Source organism: Streptomyces tuirus, assembly GCF_014701095.1.
Classification (GTDB): Bacteria; Actinomycetota; Actinomycetes; order Streptomycetales; family Streptomycetaceae; genus Streptomyces; species Streptomyces tuirus.
The window spans coordinates 5,187,191-5,206,163 of the sequence record NZ_AP023439.1; the positions used below are offsets into that span (position 1 = coordinate 5,187,191).

The following is an 18,973-nucleotide window of genomic DNA, read 5'->3' on the forward strand; positions in this document are numbered from 1 at the left end:
ACCCACCCGCACGGGCCCGCCCGCGTCTGTGCGACGGGCCCCGGACCTTCTGAAGGGAGCCCGATGTCCCACCGTGACCCGCCGGGGATCATCGCCCCGCACATACCCGCCGACGCCTACCGCCGCGCCGAGGCGACCGGTGCTCCGGTCGTCATCGTCGTCCAGGGCAGCACCCGCCACAGCATCCCGTGGCAGCGCGTCCTGATCCCCGTCGCCGTCGTCGGCGCCGCCGCGCTCGGCAGCTGGGGACTGGTCGTCGCTCTGTGCGCGCTGCTCGACGCCGTCGCCCACGCCGCCACCGTCATCGCCGGCGCCGCCGGACCCATTGGCGTCGGCGGCATCACCCTCAAGCTCACCCGCTCCAAGCACTGAACCAGGGAGACAGCATGTCGCTCGGAGAGACCCCGGTCACGATCATCGGCAACCTGACCGCCGAGCCGGAACTGAAGTTCACCGACTCCGGCCAGGCGCTCGCCAAGTTCACCGTCGCCTCCACCCCGCGCACCTTCGACAAGGACTCCGGCCAGTGGAAGGACGGCACCTCCACGTTCTTCCGCTGCGCCGCCTGGCGCTCGCTCGCCGAGCACGTCGCCGAGTCCCTCACGAAGGGCTCGCGCGTGGTGCTGTCCGGCCGGATCCGTCAGCACAACTGGCAGACCGAGCAGGGTGAGAACCGTTCCATGCTCGCCGTCGAGGTCGACGACATCGGCGCCTCGCTGCGCTTCACCACCGTCGCCATCAACGGCAAGCCGGGCGACAAGCCCGACCCCTCCGGCGACCCATGGAACACCGACGGCAACACCGCCAAGCCCCCGTTCTAGATACGCCCGGGGCGGTCGCCCTCTCGCCAAAGAATCGCGACCGCCCCGGCTCTCCCGTCCCTTCGACAGAACCGGAGACCTCCAGCATGACGTATGACGCACGACTCGCGCTGCTGTCCGCAGCGCTGCAAGCCGCCGCCCGCGGCTGGTACGTTCACCCGCTCCGGCCCGGCGCCAAAGGCTCCGCGCTGCACGGCGAACGCACCTGCCCCCACACCGGCGAGTGCGCCGGCGGACACGTGAAGTGGGAACAGCGCGCCACCACCGACCCGGACCGGATCCGTCAGGCATGGGCCGCGGGTGCGTTCAACGTCGGCATCGCCACCGGGCCCTCCGGCCTGGTCGTCGTCGACCTGGACGTGCCCAAGGAGAAGAGCGGGAAGGGCAGTTCGGGCGCGCCTGACGGCGCGACGTCCTTTGCGGCGCTCTGCGAGCGCGCCGGACAGCCCATCCCCCTCACGTACACGGTGCGGACGCCCAGCGGCGGACTGCACCTGTACTACGGCATGCCGTCGGACGTCCGGCTGTTCAACACCGCCCGTACCGTGGCGCCGAACGTGGACACCCGGGCGTGGGGCGGGAACATCGTCGCCGCGGGCAGCACCACCTCTCAGGGCGCCTACGAGGTCATCAACGGTGCCCCGGTGGCCACGCTGCCCGCCTGGCTTCGGACCCTGCTACAGACTCCGGCCGTGCCCGGCCGGGCGCCCGCTCCACTGCTCATCCCGGGCCAGGCCACCCGCCGCGCCGAGGTGGCCCTGGAACGCGAGACCGCCGCCGTCACCGGCACCTCGGAGGGCGGGCGCAACAACCGGCTGTTGGCGGGCGCCCGTGCCATGGGGCGCTTCGTGGCCTGGGGTGAGATCACCCGGGAGGTGGTCGAGACGGCTTTTCAGGCGGCCGGCGAGGCGGCCGGACTGTCGGCGGGCGAGTGCCGGACCACCATTCACAGCGCCCTGGACTGGTCGATCCGCACCTGCCGACCGAGGGAGACCGCATGAGCCCCTGCCGCGGCCCTGAAAAGCCGTTCCGGCTCACGTCCGGCCGTACGCGCCTGTCTCTGGTCACCCCGGACGTCAGCCGTGGCACGAAGGACGACGGCCGCCAGGCCGTCCCTTCAGCCCTTCCCCCCGAACCGCCCGTGACCCACACGACCGGCATGCAGCCCGGCTTGCAGATCCGCATGACCGGAGGACCCGTCGCGGACTGGCTGTGCGCCTGCGGTCACCACGAACGCGCCCGCGGAAAACGCGCCGTCATCGAACTGACCACCCGCGCCCGCGTCGGGCACTGCCCCCACCAGACCACCCCTCACACAGAAGGGAGGAGCGCCGTATGACCAGCACCGAGGCGCCCGCACCGACCATCGACGGCGCGGCCCTGCTCGATGAGGTCGAAGCGTTCCACCGCCGCTTCAACGTCTTCCCCACTGAGGGCGCCTACGTGGCCGTGGCCCTGTGGGACGCCCACGCGCACCTGCTGGACTGCTTCGACTCCACCCCGCGCCTGGCGTTCCTGTCTCCGGAGCCGGGGTCGGGGAAGTCGCGGGCGCTGGAGATCGTGGAAACCCTGGTCCCGCACCCCATGGTGGCCGTCAACGCGTCCGCCGCCGCCCTGTTCCGTGCCGTCTCCGGCACGGAGGGACGGCCCACGATCCTCTTCGATGAGATCGACACCGTGTTCGGCCCCAAGGCCAACGACAACGAGGAACTCCGCGGCTTCCTCAACGCAGGCCACCGACGCTCCGGGGTCACCTACCGGTGCGTGGGCGACGGCTCCAGCCAGAGCGTGCAGCCCTTCCCCTCGTACTGCGCGGTCGCCATGGCCGGACTCGGCTCGCTGCCCGACACGATCCTGACCCGCTCAGTCATCGTCCGCATGCGCCGGCGGGCCAGGAACGAGCACGTGGAACCGTTTAGGCAGCGACTCCACGAGAAGGGAGGGCACGCGCTGCGCGACCGGCTAGGGAAGTGGGCCGACAGCGTTCGCAAGGCCGTCGAAGGTTCCTGGCCTGCCATGCCGGAGGGCATCACCGACCGGCCCGCGGACGTGTGGGAACCCCTGCTCGCCGTCGCGGACGCGGCCGGCGGGATGTGGCCCAGGCGGGCCCGCGCCGCCTGTGTCGAGCTGGTCGCCGCTGCCGCCCAGGACGACGAAGCCTCCCTTGGAATCCGGCTGTTGATCGACCTGCGCGACACCGTGTTCTGCGGCATCGACCGCATGCCCACGGCCGCCATCCTGGAGTGCCTGACCGCCATGGACGACGCACCGTGGGTCGACATGGGCGGCAAGCCGCTGACGCCGCGCGGACTGTCCCGTCTGCTCAGTGGCTACGTCACCGGAGCCAACAAGCCCATTAAGGCACGCCCGATCCGCACGGCCGCCGGCACGGTGCCGCGCGGCTACTACGCCGAGGATCTCGCGGACGCGTGGGCCCGCTACTGTCCCCCGCCCCCTCCAAAGTCCGCTACATCCGCTACATCTGCTACACCGCAGGTCAGCGGCGGTGAATCTGTAGCAGAAAGGCTCCCTGGAATCTGCTACACGGCCACCGAAACCGCTACACCGGACGCTCGGACAGCCTGATCGGCGCGAGCGCGTAAGACCGAACTGACCACCATCAGCCGCTACACCGCCCTCCCGGGCCGCTGAATCCGCTGTGCCCCCGGGAGGGCGGGTGCAGTGGGTCTATCTGCTACACGCTACCTATCTGCTACAGAAAACAGGCCCCTGACCTGCGATGTAGCGGATGTAGCGGATGTAGCGGATCTGGGGGAAGGGAGGCGTAGCGATCCGCGACAGGAGTGACGCCGTGGCCAGGCCTCGCGACGAAATGCTCACCATCCCGCAGGTGATCGAAGAGATCGGAATTCCTCGGGCGACGTTCTACCGTTGGCGCGCCTGTAAGAAGGGCCCGAAGTCCATCAAACTCCCGAACGGCTCCGTAAGAATCCGTCGTTCCGAACTCGATCGCTGGCTGACCTCACTGGAGGAAGCCGCGTGACGAGCAACAACAACTTGGGGGCCGGGCGGCAAAACCGTCCGGCTTCCGAGGGGTTTTCCTTCGATGTTCGCCTATGGAACGTGACAAAGGTGAACAGTAAAACCCGGCCGTACCAACTGCGTTGGAAGGTCGGTGGCAAAGTCAGTAGCGCCACGTTTGCCACCGCCACGCTTGCCGATGGACGCCGATCTGAACTCCGGCAAGCCATGCGCAAAGGGGAAGCTTTTCGGATCACGGATGGACTTCCTGAGTCCGAAGTGCGCGCGGCCGAAGCAGCGGCCATGGTGCGCAACGATCCGTCATGGTTCGAATTCGTCCGCGAGTACATGGCAGTTCGCTGGCGCACCGCCGCCGCGAAGACGCGCGAGGGGTTGGCTGACAGCCTCGCCACCGTGGCTCTCGCCATGATGGGGGAGGACTCCAAGGCACCGACGCTGGAGGACGTTCGGCGCACCGTGCGGTGGGCTGTCGTACCGGCGCACAAGGACGAGGAACCCCCGGAGGAGCTGGAGGCTGCGTACGCCTGGCTCGCGGCGCACTCGCTTCCGCTGTCGGCTCTCACGGACTCCAAGGTCATCCGGGACGTCCACTATCGGCTGTCCTTCAAACTGGACGACACCCCTGCCGCAGCCGATACGTACAAGCGGAGACGTCGCGGATTCAACACCGCGATGGAGTACGCGATTCAAGAGGGCTATCTCGAAGAGAACCCCCTGAACGGCGTGAAGCGATCCACATCCCAAAGGGGCGATGCTGTCGACCCCCGAACCCTGGTGAACGAGCTACAGGGAAGGCAACTTCTCACAGCCGTCTCGTACGTGGGATCCGTGCACCGGAACCGCGGGCGTCGACTGGTTGCCTTCTTCGCCTGCATCCTTTACGCCGCAATGCGTCCGGCTGAAGTCGTCGGGCTCCGGCTGAGTGACTGTCATCTTCCTGAGTCACCTCCGTACGTCGTGAGTCTCGTCAAGGGATTCAGGAAACCCCGGGCGAAGTGGGGAACGCTGACTCTTCGAGAGACACGGCCCATCTCGGGAAAGAAGTGGACCGATTCGGGGGAGCGCCACGACAGACGCGGGCTGAAGTCACGAGACCCCGGGGCGGACCGACCGGTGCCCATACCGCCCGTCCTGGTGGCGATCCTTCGAGCCCACATCGCGGAGTTCGGCACGGCCAAGGATGGTCGGCTCTTCCCGAACGAGCGCGGGGGACTACTCGGGACCTCCAGCTACTGGAGGGTGTGGCAGGAAGCCCGGCCGTTCGCGCTCACCCCGCATAAGGTGGCGTCCCCTCTGGCTCGCAGGCCCTACGACCTACGGGCCACCTGCATCACGAACTGGCTCCGCGCTGGCCTCCCGGTAGCCGAGGTGGCCCGGCGCGCGGGCAACTCTCCAGAGGTCATCCACCGCCGCTACGCCGGCGTCATCGACGACAGCGACGAGGCGAACAACAGGAAGATCGAACAGGCAATGGGCTGGGCAGGCTGAGGCCACGGTATGGAGTGGTGAGCTTGGAGGCGGGCCGTGGGGTATCCACGACCATCGGCCCGCCGGCGGCTGCGCGAAGCCTCACCAATGTCACGGCTACTCAGTCAAGAACTTCCTGAGGGTGAATCCCAGGGTGGCTACTCCGATGAAGGTGGCGCCCCCTGCCCCCAGTGAGGTGTACGCGGGCGCCCCCACGGTCCAGAGTGCGGCGGTGCTCAGCATTGCGGCGATGAGCGCACCGAGCACGATGACCGCCGCCCAAAGGCTCCGGATCGATGAGTCGTGGCTGGACAATCTGTATCAATCCCCTCATCAGCGAATCGCGGCAGCGTCCCGATGAACCGCCCGACGATGTCGCGCTTGACTGATGACGATGCTGACAGGGGTAAAACCCCAGGTCAAAGAGGGTGAATGCCCTTTGTGAAGGAGGCAGACAACCTCAGTACAGGGATTAATTTCCTTTGTGCAGTGGAGGCGTAGCGCTCTTGCTGTAGCCTCCCGACTGCTGTGGCGGAATCTATAGAAGAGCCGTGAACCCCCTAGTACCCCTGGTATCCCCATACCCCTGTTGCTCCTGCAGGAAGGTAAAAGTCGTGCCGATTGATGAAGTCCGCTCTGAGGCGCTCGGCTTGCTGCAGGGGGCGGCGGACAAGGCGAAGAGGCGGGGGTACATCCCGTTTCCGCCGACATTCGTCATAGCGCCGGAGGATGCCGATGGGCCTCCGCCCCTGGCGCGGCTGGTCCAAGGCGGGCGTGGAGGCAGGGTGCGACTTCAGCTGTACATGTGCATCACCATGATGGCCACGGGTAAGCCTTACGACCTGCGGACACCGCCAAGTCCGAACGGCTGGACGCGGATGCTCGCGCTCGATCGGAAGAAGGGTCCGCGGCGAGTAGCCAGCAATCTGAAGTGGCTCGCAGACAAGAAGTTCATCGACCTTCAGCCCCAGTGGGGGCGGCCCTCCGCGATCACGCTGCTAAGTGCCACGGGTGACGGAGGCGAGTACACCCAGCCGCGGGAAGAGGGCCGCTACGTCGGTATGCCAGTCGAGTTCTGGACCCAGGGCTGGGTCTTGGAGCTGTCCCCGACGGCCACGGCTCTGCTGTTCGTTCTCCGAGAGGCTCTGGGAGGGCACTCGGAACCGCAGTACATCTCCACGACAAGGCGTCAGCGGTACGGACTGTCCTCAGATACGTGGACAAAGGGTCGCAAAGAACTCGAAGCGCGGGAACTGTTGACCGTCAAGTACGAACCGCAGGGCAGCTTCTACGACTTCACCCGGCTGAGGAACACCTATCAGCTCACCTTGGAGCGGCTGAATGACTATCCGCCCTCCTGGAGTTGATCAAGCGGCCTTCGTTCTATCGCAGGTCTATCGCGACCACTGCGAAACAACGAGAAAGAGCGGGAGTCAGTGAGACTGACTCCCGCTCTTTCATGTCGGCATCCGCCCTGGTCAGCGCTTGGTTTCTGCTGATCTACGGCGAGTGCCCCCGGCAGGATTCGAACCTGCGCACACGGCTCCGGAGGCCGTTGCTCTATCCCCTGAGCTACGGGGGCGTGTTCGTCGCGTTGCTCGCGGCGACGGGTAGAACACTACCAGCTCCCTCGGTGTGGTCATGAACGGGTTTCCGCTGCCCGGGACGGGGGTGTGAGTCGCTCGTGCGGGGTGGAAGTGGGGAAAACCCGGACGCGATGGCCGGGGTCGACCTACTCTCGAGTTGTGCCAGGCGTGTCGGGCCGGGTGCTTGTTGTGGACGACAACAAGGTCATCCGGCAGTTGATCAGGGTCAACCTCGAGCTGGAGGGGCTGGAGGTCGTGACCGCGGCCGATGGTGCCGAGTGTCTTGATGTCGTTCATCAGGTGCGGCCCGATGTTGTGACCCTCGACGTCGTCATGCCGCGGCTTGACGGGCTCAGGACCGCCGCCCGGCTGCGGGCCGATCCCCGTACCCGCGACATGCCCCTCGCCATCGTCAGCGCCTGCGGTCACCCCGAGATCGAGGCCGGGCTCGAGGTGGGCGTCGACGCCTTCCTCTCCAAACCCTTCGAGCCGGCGGAACTGGTGCGGATGGTGAGCCAGTTGGTCGAGCGGGCGCGGGGCGGTGGGCGGGAGCGCGGTGGCGGCCCTGACTCCGACGGCGGTGGTGCCCAAGTGGAGGAACCGGTGAAGGGTCAGGGGAAGGAAGTGGATCTTCCCGCCGTATCGTAGGCGGGTGGCGTCGGCGCAAGCCCTGAACGAGCACGGGCGGCGTCCATCGGTGCAGGTCTTAACGTCCATTCGCAGCGCCTACCGGCGCAAGTTCCGAACATGGGTAACCTTCACCGGCCCACCGGCCCACCGGCCCACCGGCCCACCGGCCCACCGGCCCACCGGCCCACCGGCCCACCGGCCCACCGGCCCAGCTCCCGACAAGCAGTGGCCCCCTGCACCCAGCGCCGCGTCCACATCCCGGACCGCACCGAAACCGGGTCGCATACCCACCCCCTTCCTCCCATACGCTTGTCCCGTGACCCCCGTCGAGCTCTCCCGCACCGTGCTGCACGCCGTGCGCCGCGCTGTCGACGAGGGTGAGCTCAGCGTGACCGTGCCGGAGCGGGCCGTGGTCGCTCCGCCGGGGCCCGGCGGGTGTGGCGACTACGCCACGAACATCGCCCTCCAGCTGGCCGCCGCCGCAGGGCAGCCGCCGCACCGTGTCGCCGAGATCCTGCGCGCCCGGCTCCTCGACGAGCAGCGGTTCGCCGACGTCGTCGTCACCGGGCCCGGCTTCCTCAACTTCAGCCTGTGCGGCACCGCCTCCGCCGAGCTCGTCGAGGAGGTCCTGCGGCGCGGGCCGCGCTACGGGCACGCGACGACCGGCGTCAGCGGGACCGCCGTCCGGATCTCGTGCCCGGCAGAGGTGCGTGCCGTCGTGGTCGCGGACGCCGTGAGCCGGGTGCTGCGCAGCCAGGGCCACTGCGTCCGGGTCGAGTGCGAGGGCCGGCCCGCACCGGAGTGGCAGTCCGTGCTCGGGGCAGACGTCACCGCCCGAGGGTTGAATATCGCCGACACGTACGCCCGGGTCGAGTGCGAGGGCCGGCCCGCACCTGAGTGGCAGTCCGTGCTCGACGCGGACGTCACCGCCCAGGCGCCGCGCATCGCCGGCACCGACCTCCGCTGCGAGGGCCGGCCCGCACCTGAGTGGCAGTCCGTGCTCGACGCGGACGTCACCGCCCAGGCGTCGCGTATCGGCGACACATGCGCCCGCATCGCCGACACGCACGTCCGCATGTCTGACACGTACGTCCGTATCGCCCCCGTCCCCGCCCCCGCCGACCCCCTGCCCCTCGGCCGGGACGCCGCCCGCTGGGCGCTGCTGCACCCCGCCGGCCACGACCGGCCCCGGATCCCCGGCGATCACCTCGTCCAGCGGGAGAGCAATCCCCTCTTCCGTGTCCGGTACGCCCACGCCCGCACCCGGGCCCTCCTGCGCAACGCCGCCGACCTCGGCTTCCACCCCGAGCCCGGTCCCGTGAGCGAAGCGGACGCGCTGACCGCCCTGCTCGGCGACCACCCCCGCGTCCTCGCCGCCACCGCCACGCATCACACCCCCGACCGCCTGGCCCGGCACCTCCTCGCCGTCGCCGATGCCGCGATGCCCCTGCTCCCCGCCGTGCTGCCCCTCGGTGAGGAGAAACCCTCGGCCGCCCACCGTGCCCGGCTCGCGCTCGCCGAAGCCGCCGGGACGGTGCTGGCCGGCGGCCTGTCCCTGCTCGGCATCGACGCTCCCGACCATCTCTGAGAGACACGAACAGATCATGAGCCGTTCCGCACACCCCGCCGGGCCCCGTCACGCCGATGTCCTCCCCGAGGGCCACTACTCCGCCCCGCCCGCCGATCTCAACGCGCTGGACCCCAAGGTGTGGGCCCAGACCGTGACGCGGGACGAGGACGGAGTCGTGACCGTCGGCGGTATCCCCGTCACCAGGCTCGCCGAGGAGTACGGCACCCCCGCCTACGTCCTGGACGAGGCCGACTTCCGGGCCCGCGCGCGGGCCTGGCGCACCGCCTTCGGTGCCGAAGCCGACGTCTTCTACGCCGGCAAGGCGTTCCTCTCGCGCGCCGTGGTGCGCTGGCTCGACGAGGAGGGGCTGAACGTCGACGTCTGCTCGGGCGGCGAGCTGGCCACCGCCCTCTCCGCCGGCATGCCCGCCGACCGCATCGCCTTCCACGGCAACAACAAGTCCGTCGACGAGATCACCCGGGCCGTCGAGGCCGGGGTCGGGCACATCGTCCTGGACTCCTTCCAGGAGATCGTCCGCGTCGCCCACATCGCGCAGAGCCTCGGCAAGCGGCAGAAGGTCCTCATCCGCATCACCGTCGGCGTCGAGGCCCACACCCACGAGTTCATCGCCACGGCCCACGAGGACCAGAAGTTCGGCATCCCGCTGGCCGGCGGGCACGCCGCCGAGGCCGTACGCCGGGCCCTGCAGCTCGACGGGCTGGAGCTCGTCGGCATCCACAGCCACATCGGGTCGCAGATCTTCGACATGTCCGGGTTCGAGGTCGCCGCGCACCGGGTCGTCTCGCTCCTGAAGGCCGTCCGCGACGAGCACGGCGTCGAGCTGCCCGAGATCGACCTCGGCGGCGGACTCGGCATCGCGTACACCAGCGACGACGACCCCCGCGAGCCGCACGAGATCGCCAAGGCGCTCACCGAGATCGTCACCAGGGAGTGCGAGGCCGCGAAGCTGCGCACGCCGCGCATCTCCGTCGAGCCCGGGCGCGCCATCGTCGGTCCGACCGCCTTCACGCTCTACGAGGTCGGCACCATCAAGCCCCTCGAGGGGCTGCGGACCTACGTCTCGGTCGACGGCGGCATGTCGGACAACATCCGCACCGCGCTCTACGACGCCGAATACAGCATCGCGCTCGTCTCGCGCACCTCCGACGCCGAGCCGATGCTCGCCCGCGTCGTCGGCAAGCACTGCGAGAGCGGGGACATCGTGGTCAAGGACGCCTTCCTGCCGTCCGACCTGGCACCGGGTGACCTCGTCGCCGTACCGGCCACCGGCGCGTACTGCCGGTCGATGGCCAGCAACTACAACCACGTGCTCCGCCCGCCGGTCGTCGCCGTCGACCGCGGTGAGGCGCGGGTGATCGTCCGCCGCGAGACGGAGGAGGACCTGCTGCGTCTCGACGTCGGCTGAACGGCAGAAGGCCTGGACCTTGAAGCCGAGAGCCGTGAGCGGAGGCCCAGAGCCGAGAGCCGAAGGCCGAGAGCCGTGAGCGGAGGCCCACAGCCGAGAGCCGAAGGCCGAAAGCCGTGAGTCGAAGGCCCAGAGCCGAAGGCCGTGAGCCGAAAGCCAGCAAGCGGGCGGCGGAAGATCTCCTGTCTGCCGCCCGCGTGAAAATGAAATAGACATCTCACGATCCGGACCGGGGGCAGAAACTCCCGTCCGGTGAGTGAGACTGGTTCCACCGTAGACGGTAAAGAGGAAACGAGGTCGGATGATGCGTACGCGTCCGCTGAAGGTGGCGCTGCTGGGCTGTGGAGTGGTCGGCTCAGAGGTGGCGCGCATCATGACGACGCACGCCGACGACCTCACGGCCCGGATCGGGGCCCCGGTGGAGCTGGCCGGTGTGGCCGTACGGCGGCCCGACAAGGTGCGCGAGGGCATCGACCCCGAGCTCGTCACCACCGACGCCACCGCCCTGGTCAAGCGCGGCGACATCGACGTCGTGGTCGAGGTCATCGGCGGCATCGAGCCCGCGCGCGGCCTCATCACCACCGCCTTCGAGCACGGCGCCTCCGTCGTCTCCGCCAACAAGGCGCTGCTCGCCCAGGACGGCGCCGCCCTGCACGCCGTCGCCGAGCAGCACGGCAAGGACCTCTACTACGAGGCCGCCGTCGCCGGTGCCATCCCGCTGATCCGGCCGCTGCGCGAGTCCCTCGCCGGCGACAAGATCAACCGGGTGATGGGCATCGTCAACGGCACGACGAACTTCATCCTCGACAAGATGGACTCCACCGGCGCCGGCTACCAGGAGGCCCTCGACGAGGCCACCGCCCTGGGGTACGCCGAGGCCGACCCGACCGCCGACGTCGAGGGCTTCGACGCCGCCGCCAAGGCCGCGATCCTCGCCGGCATCGCCTTCCACACGCGCGTGCGCCTCGACGACGTCTACCGCGAGGGCATGACCGAGGTGACCGCCGCGGACTTCGCCTCGGCGAAGGAGATGGGCTGCACCATCAAACTGCTCGCCATCTGCGAGCGGGCCGAGGACGGGGCGTCCGTCACCGCGCGCGTGCACCCGGCCATGATCCCGCTGAGCCACCCGCTCGCCTCCGTCCGCGGCGCCTACAACGCCGTGTTCGTCGAGTCCGACGCCGCCGGGCAGCTCATGTTCTACGGCCCCGGAGCGGGCGGTTCCCCCACCGCCTCCGCGGTGCTCGGCGACCTCGTCGCCGTCTGCCGCAACCGGCTGAGCGGCACGACCGGGCCGGGCGAGTCCGCCTATGCCGCGCTGCCGGTGTCCCCGATGGGCGACGTCGTCACGCGGTACCACATCAGCCTCGACGTGGCCGACAAACCGGGTGTTCTCGCCCAGGTCGCGACCGTATTCGCCGAGCACGGAGTCTCGATCGATACGGTTCGCCAGTCGGGGAAGGACGGCGAGGCCTCCCTCGTCGTCGTCACGCACCGCGCGTCCGACGCGGCCCTCACCGGGACCGTGGAGGCGTTGCGCAAGCTCGACACCGTGCGTGGTGTCGCCAGCATCATGCGGGTTGAAGGAGAGTAACCAGCAATGACCCACCAGTGGCGCGGAATCATCGAGGAGTACCGGGACCGGCTGCCCGTCTCCGACAGCACTCCGGTCGTGACACTCCGCGAGGGCGGTACGCCCCTCGTGCCCGCGCAGGTGCTCTCCGAGCGCACGGGCTGCGAGGTCCACCTCAAGGTCGAGGGCGCGAACCCGACCGGGTCCTTCAAGGACCGCGGCATGACCATGGCCATCACCCGGGCCAAGGAGGAGGGCGCGAAGGCCGTCATCTGCGCCTCCACCGGCAACACGTCGGCCTCCGCCGCCGCGTACGCCGTGCGGGCCGGGATGGTCTGCGCCGTGCTCGTGCCGCAGGGCAAGATCGCGCTCGGCAAGATGGGCCAGGCCCTCGTGCACGGCGCGAAGATCCTCCAGGTCGACGGCAACTTCGACGACTGCCTCACCCTCGCCCGCGGCCTGAGCGACAACTACCCCGTCTCGCTGGTCAATTCGGTCAACCCGGTACGTATCGAGGGTCAGAAGACGGCCGCCTTCGAGATCGTGGACATGCTCGGCGACGCGCCCGACATCCACGTCCTGCCGGTCGGCAACGCGGGCAACATCACGGCCTATTGGAAGGGCTACACGGAGTACGCCGCCGACGGCGTGGCGACCCGTACGCCGCGGATGTGGGGCTTCCAGGCCTCCGGCAGCGCCCCGATCGTGCGCGGCGAGGTCGTCAAGGACCCGTCGACCATCGCCACGGCCATCCGCATCGGCAACCCGGCCTCCTGGCAGTACGCGCTCGCCGCGCGGGACGAGTCGGGCGGCTTCATCGACGAGGTGACGGACCGTGAGATCCTGCGCGCCTACCGGCTGTTGGCGTCGCAGGAGGGCGTCTTCGTGGAGCCGGCGTCCGCCGCGTCCGTCGCCGGTCTGCTGAAGGCCGCCGAGCAGGGCAAGGTCGACCCCGGGCAGCGGATCGTGTGCACCGTCACCGGCAACGGGCTGAAGGACCCCGACTGGGCCGTCGCCGGTGCCCCGCAGCCGGTCACCGTGCCCGTCGACGCGGCGGCCGCCGCGGAGCGCCTCGGCCTGGCCTGACCTGCGGCGACGCACCGAGCGCCGGGGCAACGCCGGACACGTTCCGGCGTAAGACGGCGCTTGTCCGAGGGTGTTCCCCACGGGGGGTGCACAGGGGGCTTACGACACGCATCGTGCGCCTCCTGTGCGCCCTATGTCGCCACAGAACCTTCCTTCGATAGGCTGTACTGAACCCGCCCGCCGCATATGCCTCCGCACGGAGCGCGGTGCCGCGCCGTCTCCGCGGCCGGGACAGCGGCCGGCCATCGCGGCCGGCGGCGGCCCCCAGGGTTCTCGTACGTCATCGAATGTCCACTGAACGTCATTCGACAATCACCGCAGCTCAAGGAGAGTCATCGAGCGATGGCCGGTCCAGCGTTCCGCGCCGCCGCCGTCCGGGTGCGCGTCCCCGCCACCAGCGCCAACCTCGGCCCGGGCTTCGACGCCCTCGGCCTCGCGCTGGGCTTGTACGACGACGTGGTCGTCCGGGTGGCCGACTCCGGGCTGCACATCGACATCGCGGGTGAGGGAAGCGAGACGCTCCCGCGCGACGAGCAGCACCTTCTCGTGCGTTCCCTGCGCACCGCCTTCGACCTGCTGGGCGGACAGCCGCGCGGTCTGGAAATCGTCTGCGCCAACCGCATTCCGCACGGCCGGGGTCTCGGCTCCTCCTCGGCCGCCATCTGCGCCGGGATCGTCGCCGCCCGCGCCGTCACCATAGGGGCCGACGCCAAGCTCGACGACACGGCGCTGCTGGAGCTCGCCACCGAGATCGAGGGCCACCCCGACAACGTCGCGGCGTGTCTGCTCGGCGGCTTCACGCTGTCCTGGATGGAGGCCGGCGCCGCCCGCGCGATCAGGATGGACCCCGCCGATTCCATCGTTCCGGTGGTTTTCGTCCCCGGAAAGCCGGTCCTGACCGAAACGGCGCGCGGCCTGCTCCCGCGCACCGTTCCGCACGTCGACGCAGCCGCCAACGCGGGCCGGGCCGCCCTGCTCGTCGAAGCCATGACGCGCCGCCCCGAGCTGCTGCTGCCCGCCACCGAGGACCGTCTGCACCAGGAGTACCGCGCACCCGCCATGCCCGAGAGCGCGGCACTGGTGGAGCGGCTGCGGGGCGACGGCATCCCCGCGGTGATCTCCGGGGCCGGACCCACGGTCATGGCCCTGGCCGACGCCGAGACCGCCGACAAGGTCGAGGCCCTGGCAGGCGCGGAATGGGCCGCGAACCGGCTGCGCCTCGATCAGCAGGGCGCGAGCGTGCTGCCGCTCGCGGCCTCCGGCGATATCTGAATACGGCGCGGTTGCCGGATTTCGAGAGGGGGAATGTTTGTTGGATCCGGTAGTGTTAACCTCAAGTCTGCACCCGACCCCACCATGGCGAGGTGCCTTGTGTCCCCGTCCGGGACAGACATTCTTCCGGGAGCCCCCCAAGCCGCACTGTGTTCTGTACGTCGGACCGTACGCCGTACAAGGGCACTGAGCGGGGCGCAGGGCATGCTCCGGAACCGGTGCGACCACGCCGCGTGACACTGACACTGGGTGCCACGGCTCAAGGAAGCGCCATCACCAGATTCCTCCGCCGCTTAGGCGGACCACCGCCCCGGCACGGTTCACACCACACGGACCGAAGTCGGACAGCACAACCGGTCGCCGAGCCAGACAGGCCGACGTCCGCTCCAGGGAAGGACCCTTCGTGAGCGACACCACCGATCTGATGGGCGCACGTGTCGAGGAGACCGCTGCCGCGCCCGCCACGGACGCCTCCGCGCCTGCCACCGGTGCCGGCTCCCGGCGGCGCCGCGGTACCGGCCTCGAGGGCATGGTGCTGGCCGAACTGCAGCAGGTCGCATCCGGCCTCGGCATCAGGGGCACCGCGCGTATGCGCAAGAGCCAGCTGATCGAGGTCATCAAGGAGGCACAGGCGTCCGGCGGCGCCGCTCCGGCCGCGAAGGCCGACGCGCCCGCCGAGACCAAGCCCAAGCGCCGCGCCACCTCGCGGACCCGTACGGGCGACAACGCCGAGAAGGCGGACAAGAAGGCGGACGCGAAGGAGGCCCCCCAGGCCCCCGCGGACCAGGCCGACAAGGCCGTGGCCCAGCAGCAGATCGAGATCCCCGGCCAGCCGGCCGGCGGCCCCGCCCGCGACGGGGGGGACGAGGCGCCCGAGCGCCGTCGCCGCCGGGCCACCGCCGAAGCCGGAGCCCCGGCCTCCGCTGCCGCGGAGACCATCGTCGCCGAGGCGAAGAACGACACCAAGTCCGAGACGCAGTCGCAGCAGCAGTCCCAGGGCAACGACGCCAAGTCCGACGGCGGTGACGGCGGCGAGGGCCGTCGTCGCGACCGCCGGGACCGCGGCCGGGACCGCGACCGCGACCGTGACCGCCGCGGTGGCAAGGGCGACGACCAGCAGGGCGGCCAGCGCGGCCAGCAGCAGGGCCAGGGCGGCGGCGGCCGTCAGGACCGTGGTCAGCAGCAGCAGGATGACGACGACTTCGAGGGCGGGCGTCGTGGCCGTCGCGGGCGCTACCGCGACCGCCGGGGCCGTCGCGGCCGTGACGACGTCCAGGAGCCGCAGATCACCGAGGACGACGTCCTGATCCCCGTCGCGGGCATCCTGGACATCCTCGACAACTACGCGTTCATCCGCACGTCGGGCTACCTGCCCGGCCCGAACGACGTGTACGTCTCCCTCGCCCAGGTCCGCAAGAACGGCCTGCGCAAGGGCGACCACGTCACCGGTGCCGTGCGCCAGCCCAAGGACGGCGAGCGGCGCGAGAAGTTCAACGCGCTGGTGCGGCTCGACTCCGTCAACGGCATGGCGCCCGAATCGGGCCGCGGGCGGCCGGAGTTCAACAAGCTGACGCCGCTGTACCCGCAGGACCGCCTCCGTCTGGAGACGGACCCGGGCGTCCTGACCACCCGCATCATCGACCTCGTCGCGCCGATCGGTAAGGGCCAGCGCGGTCTGATCGTGGCCCCGCCGAAGACCGGCAAGACCATGATCATGCAGGCGATCGCCAACGCGATCACCCACAACAACCCCGAGTGCCACCTGATGGTCGTCCTCGTCGACGAGCGTCCGGAAGAGGTCACCGACATGCAGCGGTCGGTGAAGGGCGAGGTCATCTCCTCGACCTTCGACCGCCCGGCCGAGGACCACACCACCGTCGCCGAGCTGGCCATCGAGCGCGCCAAGCGCCTGGTGGAGCTGGGCCACGACGTGGTCGTCCTGCTCGACTCGATCACCCGTCTGGGCCGCGCGTACAACCTCGCCGCCCCGGCCTCCGGCCGCATCCTGTCCGGTGGTGTCGACTCGACGGCGCTGTACCCGCCGAAGCGCTTCTTCGGTGCGGCCCGCAACATCGAGGACGGCGGCTCGCTGACGATCCTCGCCACCGCCCTGGTGGACACCGGGTCCCGCATGGACGAGGTGATCTTCGAGGAGTTCAAGGGCACCGGCAACGCCGAGCTGAAGCTCGACCGGAAGCTCGCCGACAAGCGCATCTTCCCGGCGGTGGACGTCGACGCGTCCGGCACCCGCAAGGAAGAGATCCTGCTGGCCCCGGACGAGCTGTCCATCGTCTGGAAGCTGCGCCGGGTGCTGCACGCGCTCGACCAGCAGCAGGCGGTCGAGCTGCTTCTCGACAAGATGAAGCAGACGAAGTCGAACGCCGAGTTCCTGATGCAGATCCAGAAGACCACCCCGACGCCGGGCAACGGCGACTGAGGCAGGTCGACCGCGTAAGAACCGCACAAGAGGGCCGTCCCCCGAACTGGGGGCGGCCCTCTGTGCTGTTCGGGTGCGGATAGGATCACGCTCTCTTCGAACTTGTGATCCCGAGGGGGGACATTCGTGGGTACACCCATGCCCGGGGGCGGTCGGCACAGACGCCGGATACGCATAGCACTGCCCGTCGCCGCGGCCGGTGTGGCCGCCGCCGTGGCCGGCGCGCTGCTGACGACCTCCGCCGGTGCGGCCACCGTGCTGCCGCAGCCGAAGGTCAGGCCCGCCGCCGACGCGCCGTCGCCCGCCGAGCTGCAGAAGCGGGTCGCGGGCGCCATGGCCGGTGACGACGTCGCCGGCAAGACGGGCAAGGCCGCGCTCACCGCGGGCACCGTCGCCGGCGGCATCGACGCGAAGGTCATCGGCGGCAACGAGACCACCATCAGCACGGCCCCGTGGATGGCGCAGCTCCACTACTACGACGACCGGGGCACTTCCAGCACCGGCGACGACATCGGCTTCTTCTGCGGCGGCGCCGTCGTCGCGCCGACGAAGATCCTCACCGCCGCGCACTGCGTCAAGGGCTACAACTGGTACGCCAACGGTGCCGTCGTCACCGGCACCTCCAAGCTGCCCTCGGACAACGGCGCCGACCTGCACGGCGGTACCGCCACGGCGGTCTGGCGGCAGTGGAACCACTCGTCGTACGACCCGACGGCCATCGACAACGACATCGCGGTGCTGACGCTCGACACCGCGGTCAAGGCCACGCCGATCCGCATGACGACGTCAGGTGACACCGCGTCGTACAAGGCCGGCGTCAGCGCCAAGGTCTACGGCTGGGGCCGCACCAGCTCCACCAGCGACGACATCTCCGAGACGCTGAAGACCGCCACGCTGCCCATGCAGTCCGACACGACCTGCTCCGGCGCGTACGGCAGGAACTTCGTCAAGGGCCACATGGTCTGTGCGGGCAAGCCCGCCACCGGCAGCGACACCGGCACCGTCTCGGCCTGCAACGGCGACTCCGGCGGCCCCCTGGTGGTCAACAACCGGATCGTCGGTGTCGTGTCCTGGGGCGTCACCGACTGCGTCGCCAAGGGCGCCTACAGCGTCTTCAGCAAGGTCAGCACGTACATCGGCGCCACCTACCCGCGCGTCGACGACGCCAACCTCAGCGGCGACAGCAAGGCCGACCTGTGGGTGCGCAACGCCTCCACCAAGACCGGCTACTCCAAGGACTCCAAGGGGACGTCGTTCGCCGCCCGTCAGTCCTGGGGCAACTGGAACGGCGTGAACGTCGTCCTGCAGACGGACCTCGACCGCGACGGCTACCAGGACCTCGTCTACCGGCGCAGCAGCGACGGCGACGTCTTCTGGGCCTCCGGCCGTACGGGCACCACCAAGCAGATCGCCGACAACTGGAAGACCCGCACCCGGATCGTCACCCCCGGTGACGTCACCGGCGACTACCTGCCCGACCTGCTCTCGGTCGACTCCGCGGGCGTCCTGTGGATCTACCCGGGCAAGGGCAACGGCACCTTCGCGACCCGTGTGAAGGTCGGCACCGGCTGGAACCAGTACAACTCCGTGCGCGGCAAGGGCGACTTCAACGGGGACGGCAAGACCGACCTGATCGCCCGCAGCAAGTCGGGCAGCTACCTCTACCTCTACAAGGGCACCGGCAAGGCCGGCTCGGGCGCCTTCTCGGCCCGCGTCAAGGTGCGCACGTGGGACGGCTACAACGCCTTCGACGCGCCCGGCGACGTCACCGGCGACGGCAGGGCCGACTTCCTGGCCCGCACCCCCGGCGGCACGCTGTATCTGTACGCGGGCACCGGCAAGGGGACGAGCGAGATCTTTGCCACAAGGAAGTCCGTCGGCACCGATTTCAAGCAGTACGACATCTTCGGCTGAAACCGCAGGTGAGCGAGGCTCACCGCGCTGTGACGAACACGGACTGTGCCCACCGCCGCACGCGGTGGGCACAGTCCGTTGTGCAACCCTTTCCCGAGTTTCCCCGTCTGACCAGGTGGGGCGACGATAGTGCGAGGAAGGGTCTTCTCCGGCCACGCCTGGCACTGACCGCAGGGGGTAACCGACCG

16 protein-coding genes and 1 tRNA gene are annotated in these 18,973 nt (G+C 69.6%); 16 read left to right on the forward strand and 1 reads right to left on the reverse strand.

Annotated elements, in window-relative coordinates:
- Positions 1-63: 63 nt before the first annotated feature.
- The 8 genes from IGS69_RS23995 to IGS69_RS24030 all read left to right on the forward strand — a co-directional run bounded on the left by IGS69_RS23995 (position 64) and on the right by IGS69_RS24030 (position 6,658).
- Positions 64-372, forward strand: coding sequence for a hypothetical protein (locus tag IGS69_RS23995; RefSeq protein ID WP_190902585.1), 309 nt, complete (start codon positions 64-66; stop codon positions 370-372).
- 14 nt (positions 373-386) lie between these two features.
- Positions 387-821: a single-stranded DNA-binding protein gene (ssb, locus tag IGS69_RS24000; RefSeq protein WP_190902586.1), complete on the forward strand. Its 435-nt coding sequence runs from the start codon at positions 387-389 to the stop codon at positions 819-821.
- Positions 822-907: 86 nt separating this feature from the next.
- Positions 908-1,822: a bifunctional DNA primase/polymerase gene (locus IGS69_RS24005; RefSeq protein ID WP_190902587.1), complete on the forward strand. Its 915-nt coding sequence runs from the start codon at positions 908-910 to the stop codon at positions 1,820-1,822.
- Positions 1,819-2,160 (forward strand): hypothetical protein, encoded by a 342-nt coding sequence (locus IGS69_RS34740; RefSeq protein WP_232543629.1) that lies wholly within the window; start codon positions 1,819-1,821, stop codon positions 2,158-2,160. Before IGS69_RS24005 ends, IGS69_RS34740 begins: the two co-directional genes overlap by 4 nt.
- On the forward strand, positions 2,157-3,407 hold the full coding sequence (locus IGS69_RS24015; RefSeq protein WP_190902588.1) for a DUF3631 domain-containing protein: 1,251 nt from the start codon (positions 2,157-2,159) through the stop codon (positions 3,405-3,407). The genes IGS69_RS34740 and IGS69_RS24015 overlap by 4 nt, the downstream gene beginning before the upstream one ends.
- A gap of 205 nt (positions 3,408-3,612) precedes the next feature.
- Positions 3,613-3,825 carry a helix-turn-helix transcriptional regulator gene (locus tag IGS69_RS24020; protein WP_332836580.1) on the forward strand — a complete coding sequence of 71 codons (213 nt, stop codon included), beginning with the start codon at positions 3,613-3,615 and terminating at the stop codon, positions 3,823-3,825.
- Positions 3,826-4,106: 281 nt separating this feature from the next.
- Complete coding sequence (locus tag IGS69_RS24025; RefSeq protein ID WP_232543630.1) at positions 4,107-5,312, forward strand: tyrosine-type recombinase/integrase; 1,206 nt, start codon at positions 4,107-4,109, stop codon at positions 5,310-5,312.
- A 593-nt stretch (positions 5,313-5,905) separates the two neighbouring features.
- Positions 5,906-6,658, forward strand: coding sequence for a hypothetical protein (locus IGS69_RS24030; protein WP_190902589.1), 753 nt, complete (start codon positions 5,906-5,908; stop codon positions 6,656-6,658).
- 143 nt (positions 6,659-6,801) lie between these two features.
- On the opposite strand, the gene IGS69_RS24035 is transcribed toward IGS69_RS24030, so the two are convergent.
- Positions 6,802-6,873 (reverse strand) — tRNA-Arg (locus IGS69_RS24035).
- 115 nt (positions 6,874-6,988) lie between these two features.
- On the opposite strand from IGS69_RS24035, the gene IGS69_RS24040 reads away from it, so the two are divergent.
- The 8 genes from IGS69_RS24040 (at position 6,989) to IGS69_RS24075 (ending at position 18,785) form a co-directional block, all read left to right on the forward strand.
- Complete coding sequence (locus IGS69_RS24040; RefSeq protein ID WP_190902590.1) at positions 6,989-7,525, forward strand: response regulator; 537 nt, start codon at positions 6,989-6,991, stop codon at positions 7,523-7,525.
- Between the two features lie 298 nt (positions 7,526-7,823).
- Positions 7,824-9,095 (forward strand): ArgS-related anticodon-binding protein NrtL, encoded by a 1,272-nt coding sequence (gene nrtL, locus IGS69_RS24045; protein ID WP_190902591.1) that lies wholly within the window; start codon positions 7,824-7,826, stop codon positions 9,093-9,095.
- Positions 9,096-9,111: 16 nt separating this feature from the next.
- Positions 9,112-10,503, forward strand: a complete 1,392-nt coding sequence (gene lysA, locus IGS69_RS24050) for a diaminopimelate decarboxylase (RefSeq protein WP_190902592.1) — start codon at positions 9,112-9,114, stop codon at positions 10,501-10,503.
- 301 nt (positions 10,504-10,804) lie between these two features.
- The gene (locus tag IGS69_RS24055; protein WP_190902593.1) at positions 10,805-12,097 is read left to right on the forward strand and encodes a homoserine dehydrogenase; all 1,293 of its coding nucleotides are present in this window, start codon (positions 10,805-10,807) and stop codon (positions 12,095-12,097) included.
- 6 nt (positions 12,098-12,103) lie between these two features.
- Positions 12,104-13,162: a threonine synthase gene (gene thrC / locus IGS69_RS24060; RefSeq protein ID WP_190902594.1), complete on the forward strand. Its 1,059-nt coding sequence runs from the start codon at positions 12,104-12,106 to the stop codon at positions 13,160-13,162.
- A 342-nt stretch (positions 13,163-13,504) separates the two neighbouring features.
- A complete protein-coding gene (gene thrB / locus IGS69_RS24065; protein WP_190902595.1) occupies positions 13,505-14,434 on the forward strand; it encodes a homoserine kinase in 930 nt (309 codons plus the stop codon).
- A 403-nt stretch (positions 14,435-14,837) separates the two neighbouring features.
- Positions 14,838-16,871 (forward strand): transcription termination factor Rho, encoded by a 2,034-nt coding sequence (rho, locus tag IGS69_RS24070; RefSeq protein WP_190902596.1) that lies wholly within the window; start codon positions 14,838-14,840, stop codon positions 16,869-16,871.
- A gap of 138 nt (positions 16,872-17,009) precedes the next feature.
- Positions 17,010-18,785, forward strand: a complete 1,776-nt coding sequence (locus tag IGS69_RS24075) for a trypsin-like serine protease (protein ID WP_190904624.1) — start codon at positions 17,010-17,012, stop codon at positions 18,783-18,785.
- Positions 18,786-18,973: the final 188 nt, after the last annotated feature.